The organism is Aeromonas ichthyocola (assembly GCF_046087985.1).
In the GTDB taxonomy this organism is placed as follows: Bacteria; Pseudomonadota; Gammaproteobacteria; order Enterobacterales; family Aeromonadaceae; genus Aeromonas; species Aeromonas rivipollensis.
On sequence record NZ_JBJSWH010000006.1, the window covers coordinates 250051 to 257500 of the forward strand.

Consider the following 7450-nt stretch of genomic DNA (forward strand, 5'->3'; position numbering starts at 1 on the left):
CGCAGTTTAATTAATGAATGCGGGTCTTCAACCAGCCCAGCAGCCAGCATAACCCGGCGCCGGCGAGACTGATTTGTCCCCACTCAATATGTTGTTTCTGGGTCAGCAAGAATACACCCACCAACAGTAGGCTGGCTCCCACCCCTAAGAGGTAGCGGGCCTGTCCCTGACGACGGCTGTGCAGGCGAAAATCGGCGAACATCTGTTCGAAGTGGTGTTGCTGATGCCGCGCCTGGCGCAGGGTCTCGTAGACCAGCTCCGGCAGCTCAGGCAGCTTCTCCGCCCAGAAGGGGGCCTTCTCGCGGATCGCATTGAGCACCGCCTTGGGGCCAACCTGCTCGTGCATCCAGCTTTCCAGGTAGGGTTTGGCTGTCTGCCACAGGTCCAGCTGGGGATAGAGCTGGCGCCCCAGCCCTTCCACATAGAGCAGTGTCTTCTGCAGCAACACCAGCTGGGGCTGCACCTGCATGTTGAAGCGACGGGCGGTGTTGAACAGGTTGAGCAGCACGTGACCGAACGAAATTTCGGATAGCGGCTTCTCGAAGATGGGTTCCAGCACTGTGCGGATGGCGAACTCGAACTCGTCCACCTTGGTGTCGGGCGGTACCCAGCCGGACTCCACATGCAGTTGCGCCACCCGTTGATAGTCACGGTTGAAGAAGGCGAGGAAGTTCTCCGCCAGGTAGCGTTTGTCTTCCCGGTTCAGGGTGCCGACTATGCCGCAGTCGATGCCGATCCAGAGCGGATTCTCCGGGTGCTCAAAGGAGACGAAGATGTTGCCCGGGTGCATGTCCGCATGGAAGAAGCTGTCACGGAACACCTGGGTGAAGAAGACCTCAACCCCGCGCTCCGCCAGCAGTTTCATGTTGGTGCCGTTGGCCTCCAGCGCGGCTATGTCGGAGACAGGAATGCCGTAGATGCGCTCCATCACCAGTACCTGCTCGCGGCAGTGATCCGTGTAGACCTCGGGCACATAGAGCGCCTCTGAGCCGGTGAAGTTGCGCCTCAGCTGGATGGCGTTGGCCGCTTCGCGCATCAGGTTCAGCTCGTCGAGTATGGTCTTGCGGTACTCCTCCACCACCTCGACGGGGCGCAGCCGCGCGCTCTGGGGCACGAAACGGGCCACCAGACGAGCCAGCGCCTGCATCAGCCGCAGATCGGCCTCGATGACGGGCTCTATGTCGGGACGGATCACCTTGATGACGATCTCCCGGCCATTCTCCTTCAAGCGGGCGGTATGGACCTGGGCAATGGAGGCGGACGCCAGCGGCGTCTCGTCGAAGTCATCGAACAGGGTCTCGATGGGGCAGCCCAGGCTCGCCTCTATCTGGCGCCTGGCCTCCTGCCCGCAGAAGGGGGGCACCCTGTCCTGCAGCAGGGCCAGCTCTTCGGCGATGTCTGGCGGCAGCAGATCCCGGCGGGTCGACAGCATCTGGCCGAACTTGATGAAGATGGGGCCCAGGGCCTCGAAGGCGAGGCGAATGCGGGCACCACGGCACAGCTCAGGTTGCTTGTTCTTGAGCCAGAACAGGCTGCGGCGCACCAGACGTCCGGGCCAGGGTTGATAGCGGGCGGGAACCAGCTCGTCGATGCCCTGCTCCAGCAGGATGCTGACGATGCGATAGAGGCGTTTGAACTCCTTGGGGGTCATCAGCTCACCTGCTGCTCGAGGCGGGCCAGCCGCAACTCGACCGCTTTCATGTGCTGTGCCAGCACCTCGACATCGTCGTTGAAACTCGCCACTTCCAGCGGGCCTGGGGCGAGGCGGGCCTCCTCGGTGAGGTACTCGGCCAGCTGGCGCTGGGAGCGGCACAGCTCGCGGCCTACCACGCGACGGGCCTGACGGGCGCCGCCACACAGGGTATGAGCCAGCACGTCGCCGGTATAGCGCGACAGCTCCTCTTCCCAGTCGATGTCCAGCTCCCCCAGCAAAGCGCTGAAGGCCTGTACCAGTTGGGGATCGCCGCTCAAGTCCAGCTTCTCCTCGCGGATGTAGCGAGTCAGGGCGGAAGGATCCTTCAGCAGGCCGATCGCCGTCAGCGACAGGCTCAGCACGGCGTCTGGCTCCCCTTCATAGCGGGCCAGCACGTCCAGCCGACGTTCGGAGAAGACAAACCAGAGCGGCTTGAGCTCACGCAGCTCCAGCTTGAGCACCTTGCCCGCGAGCTTGCGCAGCCGCGCCGGGCTCTGCTTGTCGAGTGCCAGCAACTGGTTGAGGCTGGTTTCGATCACCGCTGTGACCATGGCATCCATCGGCATAGGCGACCTTAAAACTTGTAACCACGGTGCAGGGCGACCACACCTTGAGTCAGGTTGTAGAACTCCACCTGCTCGAAGCCGACCTGCTCCATCATGCCAGCCAGGGTCTGCTGATCCGGGTGCATGCGAATGGATTCCGCCAGATACTTGTAGCTTTCACCGTCGTTCGCGACGATTTCGCCCATTTTCGGCAGCAGTTTGAAGGAGTAGAGATCGTAGAGCTTGGCGATCACCTCGCTGGCGGGTTTGGAGAACTCCAGCACCAGCAGGCGACCACCCGGCTTGAGCACCCGGAACATGGAGGCCAGCGCCTTGTCCTTGTCGGTCACGTTGCGCAGGCCGAAGCCTATGGTGATGACGTCGAAGTGATTGTCCGGGAAGGGCAGCGCCTCGGCATTGGCCTGCACGTAGGAGACGTTGTTCGCCACCCCCAGGTTGCGCAGCTTGTCGCGGCCCACTTTCAGCATGGAGTCGTTGATGTCCGCCAGCACCACCTGACCTGTCTCGCCGACGATGCGGGAGAACTTGGCGGTCAAGTCGCCGGTGCCACCGGCCAGATCCAGCACCTTCTGGCCCTTGCGCACGCCGGAGCAATCGATGGTGAAGCGTTTCCACAGGCGATGAATGCCGAACGACATCAGATCGTTCATCAGATCATACTTGGCCGCCACCGAATGGAAGACGCCAGCCACCAGAGTTTCCTTCTCGGTCGCCGCCACGGTTTTATAGCCAAAATGCGTAGTATTAGTCTGTTCCGACATCCCTCAAACACCCATAGAGCAAAGAATGGCCGCCAGTTTACCAGAGCCGGTGACCTGCGGACACCTTAAACCCGGCTGGCAACCAACTGCATCCCCAGCATGACCATGGCCATACAGAGGAAGAGATTGAGACCTATGTTGAGCAGTGCCTTCAGATAGGCGCCTTGCTGTGCCAGCACCACGGTATCCAGGGCGAAAGAGGAGAAGGTGGTCAGGGCACCCAATATACCCACCATCAGGAGTGGCTTGAGCGGATGCTCGGCCACATGCCCGTGCAGAATGAGGGCATAGGCCACCCCCATGATGAAGGAGCCCACCACGTTGACCACCAGGGTGCCATAGGGGAAGTGGCGCCCCAGCAGCAGCGCCATCAACTCGGCGATACCAAAACGAAGGCAGGCGCCGATGGCACCGCCGGCAGCGACAAATAACCAGGTTTGCATGGGGAGGCTCCATAAGTGTCAGGCCGACATTATGCAAAATGCCGGCAAGCGGGGATAGCGGGGCAATTAATCTACGGGGATGAGCCGCCTTATCGGCGAAAATCCACCGGCTCTATCTGATCCAGATGCAGGGAGGTCTGGGCTGGCCTGGTCTCGGCAATCACGCGGCCATGGCGAATGGAGTAGCGCACAGGCACCTGACGACGCACCGCATCGAAGCCGTTCTCGGCGGGCAGGATCAGCAGGTTGGCCGGTTTTCCCACCTCGATGCCGTAGCGATCCTGCACGTTCAGGGTACGGGCGCTGTGGCTGCTGATCAGCTTCAAGCCGTCGTTGATCTGCTCGTAACCCATGATCTGGCAGACATGCAGCCCCATGTGCAGCACCTGCAACATGTTGGCCGTCCCCATGGGATACCAGGGATCGAACACATCGTCGTGACCGAAGCAGACGTTGATGTTCGCCTCCAGCATCTCCTTGACCCGGGTGATGCCGCGGCGCTTGGGGTAAGTATCGAAACGCCCCTGCAGGTGAATGTTCACCAGCGGGTTGGCGACGAAGTTGATGTCCGCCATCTTGAGCAGGCGGAACAGGCGAGAGGCATAGGCCCCGTTGTAGGAGTGCATGGCGGTGGTGTGACTGGCGGTGACTCTCTGGCCGATACCGCGCTCGTAGGCCAGGGTCGCCAGGGTCTCGATGAAGCGGGACTGTTCGTCATCGATCTCGTCACAGTGCACATCCACCAGAACCTGATATTTCTCGGCAAGATCGAAGACATAATGCAGACTTTCGACCCCATATTCCCGAGTGAACTCGAAATGGGGGATGGCGCCTATCACGTCGGCTCCCAGCCTGAGCGCCTCTTCCAGCAAGGCCTTGCCGTTGGGATAGGAGAGGATCCCCTCCTGCGGGAAGGCGACGATCTGCAGCTCGACCCACCCCTTCATCTCCTCCCGCACCTCCAGCATCGCCTTCAGAGCAACCAGATTGGGGTCGGAGACATCCACATGGGTACGAACGAACTGGATGCCGTTGGCAATCTGCCACTTCAGCGTCTGGATGGCCCGGCGCTTCACATCCTCATGAGTCAACAACGCCTTGCGTTCGGCCCAGCGCTCTATCCCCTCGAACAGGGTACCGGAGAGGTTCCAGCTCGGCTCACCGGCGGTCTGGGTGGTATCGAGGTGAATATGGGGCTCGATAAAGGGGGCCATCGCCATCCCCTCCTCCCCATCCAGTTCCCGGGTAGAGAGGAGGATCTGGCTCATGGGGGCTATGGTTCTGATCAGGCCATCCTGACACAGGATCTGCCACAGCCCCTCCCTGCCACTCAGACGCACATTCTTTATCAACATGTTCCTTTCCCCTTCGAGACGCTGGTTGCCTTTGCCAATGCACAACTTAGCTCGGATCAATTTAATAGAAAAGCGTTCACACAGAATGCATATGGGGCTGACATCATTGAAGAACAGCAACGATAAAGGGAGTGGACCGGGATGAAAGCAGGATTGACCGAGATCGGCAGCGCAGGCTTGTTTCACGAATATCTGCAGACGCTGGGCATCAACAAGCCCCCATTGACCACGATAGACGAACAGTGGGAGTACAAGCGAAACGAACGGCTGGTAGCAGCCATTCAGATAGAGGCGTCCGGGCAGGCCCGCTTCTATCTCGATGCCAGACAGATCTCGATGAACTGAATGGTAAAAACAAAAAAGCCTCCCTTTTCAGGGAGGCTTTCGTTTTCATGGTGCTGATACCCAGAGTCGAACTGGGGACCTCATCCTTACCAAGGATGCGCTCTACCAACTGAGCCATATCAGCACACTAACCGGTAAAGACCGCACTGTGTGCGCTATCTAAATCTTCTGTCCAACACAACCTGACGTCGTATCGCGACCAACCACATCGCTGTGATTGCTTAATTGAAGCCTGGCAGTGTCCTACTCTCGCATGGCGAATGCCACACTACCATCGGCGCTACCGCGTTTCACTTCTGAGTTCGGCATGGGATCAGGTGGTTCCACGGCGCTATGGCCGCCAGGCAAAAAACTTCATCCGGAAAGCTGACGTGAATAACGAGGTTGCCCGTAGGCTTTGTCGCTATCACTGAATTTGTAAGTAGTCTCGCACTTGCTACAAGCCTTAGAACACTTCTTGGGTGTTGTATGGTTAAGCCTCACGGGTAATTAGTATGGGTTAGCTCAACACGTCGCCGCGCTTACACACCCCACCTATCAACGTTGTGGTCTCCAACGGCCCTTTAGGACCCTCAAGGGGTCAGGGATGACTCATCTCAGGGCTCGCTTCCCGCTTAGATGCTTTCAGCGGTTATCGATTCCGAACTTAGCTACCGGGCAGTGCCACTGGCGTGACAACCCGAACACCAGAGGTTCGTTCACTCCGGTCCTCTCGTACTAGGAGCAACTCCCTTCAATCATCCAACGCCCACGGCAGATAGGGACCGAACTGTCTCACGACGTTCTGAACCCAGCTCGCGTACCACTTTAAATGGCGAACAGCCATACCCTTGGGACCGACTTCAGCCCCAGGATGTGATGAGCCGACATCGAGGTGCCAAACACCGCCGTCGATATGAACTCTTGGGCGGTATCAGCCTGTTATCCCCGGAGTACCTTTTATCCGTTGAGCGATGGCCCTTCCATTCAGAACCACCGGATCACTATGACCTACTTTCGTACCTGCTCGACCTGTCCGTCTCGCAGTTAAGCTGGCTTATGCCATTGCACTAACCTCCTGATGTCCGACCAGGATTAGCCAACCTTCGTGCTCCTCCGTTACTCTTTGGGAGGAGACCGCCCCAGTCAAACTACCCACCAGGCACTGTCCGCGAGCCCGATTCAGGGCCCTGCGTTAGAACATCAAACATACAAGGGTGGTATTTCAAGGACGGCTCCAGCGCAACTGGCGTCACGCCTTCAAAGCCTCCCACCTATCCTACACATGTAGGTTCAATGTTCAGTGCCAAGCTGTAGTAAAGGTTCACGGGGTCTTTCCGTCTAGCCGCGGGTACACCGCATCTTCACGGCGAATTCGATTTCACTGAGTCTCGGGTGGAGACAGCATGGCCATGGTTACACCATTCGTGCAGGTCGGAACTTACCCGACAAGGAATTTCGCTACCTTAGGACCGTTATAGTTACGGCCGCCGTTTACCGGGGCTTCGATCAAGAGCTTCGCTTGCGCTAACCCCATCAATTAACCTTCCGGCACCGGGCAGGTGTCACACCCTATACGTCCACTTTCGTGTTTGCAGAGTGCTGTGTTTTTGATAAACAGTCCCAGCCATCTGGTCACTGCGACTCCCAACTGCTCCATCCGCAAGGGACTTCACTGTCAAGAGCGAACCTTCTCCCGAAGTTACGGTTCTATTTTGCCTAGTTCCTTCACCCGAGTTCTCTCAAGCGCCTTGGTATTCTCTACCCGACCACCTGTGTCGGTTTGGGGTACGATGACTTGTAATCTGAAGCTTAGAGGCTTTTCCTGGAAGCAGGGCATCAATGGCTTCACCACCGTAGTGGCTTCGTCTCGTGTCTCAGTGTTGTGTCTCCGGATTTGCCTAGAAACACCACCTACGCACTTTCACCAGGACAACCGTCGCCTGGCCCACCTAGCCTTCTCCGTCCCCCCATCGCAATTACAAGTCGTGCAGGAATATTAACCTGCTTCCCATCGATTACGCCTTTCGGCCTCACCTTAGGGGTCGACTCACCCTGCCCCGATTAACGTTGGACAGGAACCCTTGGTCTTCCGGCGAGGAGGCTTTTCACCCCCTTTATCGTTACTTACGTCAGCATTCGCACTTCTGATATCTCCAGCATACCTCTCGATACACCTTCGCAGACTTACAGAACGCTCCCCTACCACTCATACATAAGTATGAATCCGCGGCTTCGGTGCCTGGTTTGAGCCCCGTTACATCTTCCGCGCAGGCCGACTCGACTAGTGAGCTATTACGCTTTCTTT

At 58.2% G+C, this 7450-nt stretch carries 6 protein-coding genes, 1 tRNA gene and 2 rRNA genes (1 of these 9 cut by a window edge); 1 reads left to right on the forward strand and 8 read right to left on the reverse strand.

Annotated elements, in window-relative coordinates; all coding sequences use genetic code 11:
- Window positions 1-10 precede the first annotated feature (10 nt).
- The 5 genes from ubiB to ACF2JD_RS18385 all read right to left on the reverse strand — a co-directional run bounded on the left by ubiB (window position 11) and on the right by ACF2JD_RS18385 (window position 4818).
- Window positions 11-1651: a ubiquinone biosynthesis regulatory protein kinase UbiB gene (ubiB, locus tag ACF2JD_RS18365; protein WP_106885399.1), complete on the reverse strand. Its 1641-nt coding sequence runs from the start codon at window positions 1649-1651 to the stop codon at window positions 11-13.
- A complete protein-coding gene (locus ACF2JD_RS18370) occupies window positions 1651-2259 on the reverse strand; it encodes a ubiquinone biosynthesis accessory factor UbiJ (protein ID WP_025328843.1) in 609 nt (202 codons plus the stop codon). Before ACF2JD_RS18370 ends, ubiB begins: the two co-directional genes overlap by 1 nt.
- A gap of 8 nt (window positions 2260-2267) precedes the next feature.
- A complete protein-coding gene (gene ubiE, locus ACF2JD_RS18375; RefSeq protein WP_106885398.1) occupies window positions 2268-3020 on the reverse strand; it encodes a bifunctional demethylmenaquinone methyltransferase/2-methoxy-6-polyprenyl-1,4-benzoquinol methylase UbiE in 753 nt (250 codons plus the stop codon).
- Between the two features lie 65 nt (window positions 3021-3085).
- The gene (crcB, locus tag ACF2JD_RS18380) at window positions 3086-3463 is read right to left on the reverse strand and encodes a fluoride efflux transporter CrcB (RefSeq protein ID WP_440987934.1); all 378 of its coding nucleotides are present in this window, start codon (window positions 3461-3463) and stop codon (window positions 3086-3088) included.
- 89 nt (window positions 3464-3552) lie between these two features.
- On the reverse strand, window positions 3553-4818 hold the full coding sequence (locus ACF2JD_RS18385) for a cytosine deaminase (RefSeq protein ID WP_440987935.1): 1266 nt from the start codon (window positions 4816-4818) through the stop codon (window positions 3553-3555).
- 141 nt (window positions 4819-4959) lie between these two features.
- On the opposite strand from ACF2JD_RS18385, the gene ACF2JD_RS18390 reads away from it, so the two are divergent.
- A complete protein-coding gene (locus ACF2JD_RS18390; protein WP_440987936.1) occupies window positions 4960-5163 on the forward strand; it encodes a hypothetical protein in 204 nt (67 codons plus the stop codon).
- A 48-nt stretch (window positions 5164-5211) separates the two neighbouring features.
- On the opposite strand, the gene ACF2JD_RS18395 is transcribed toward ACF2JD_RS18390, so the two are convergent.
- From ACF2JD_RS18395 to ACF2JD_RS18405, 3 genes are all read right to left on the reverse strand, one after another.
- Window positions 5212-5287: transfer RNA gene (locus ACF2JD_RS18395), tRNA-Thr, on the reverse strand.
- Window positions 5288-5393: 106 nt separating this feature from the next.
- Window positions 5394-5508: ribosomal RNA gene (gene rrf / locus ACF2JD_RS18400) — 5S ribosomal RNA — on the reverse strand.
- Window positions 5509-5631: 123 nt separating this feature from the next.
- Window positions 5632-7450: ribosomal RNA gene (locus ACF2JD_RS18405) — 23S ribosomal RNA — on the reverse strand; it runs 1071 nt beyond the window's last position.

Bases quoted from the DNA above. Each gene is read 5' to 3' on its own strand.
- ubiB (WP_106885399.1), bottom strand. From the start codon at position 1,651: ATGACCCCCAAGGAGTTCAAACGCCTCTATCGCATCGTCAGCATCCTG.
- ACF2JD_RS18370 (WP_025328843.1), bottom strand. From the start codon at position 2,259: ATGCCGATGGATGCCATGGTCACAGCGGTGATCGAAACCAGCCTCAAC.
- ubiE (WP_106885398.1), bottom strand. From the start codon at position 3,020: ATGTCGGAACAGACTAATACTACGCATTTTGGCTATAAAACCGTGGCG.
- crcB (WP_440987934.1), bottom strand. From the start codon at position 3,463: ATGCAAACCTGGTTATTTGTCGCTGCCGGCGGTGCCATCGGCGCCTGC.
- ACF2JD_RS18385 (WP_440987935.1), bottom strand. From the start codon at position 4,818: ATGTTGATAAAGAATGTGCGTCTGAGTGGCAGGGAGGGGCTGTGGCAG.
- ACF2JD_RS18390 (WP_440987936.1), top strand. From the start codon at position 4,960: ATGAAAGCAGGATTGACCGAGATCGGCAGCGCAGGCTTGTTTCACGAA.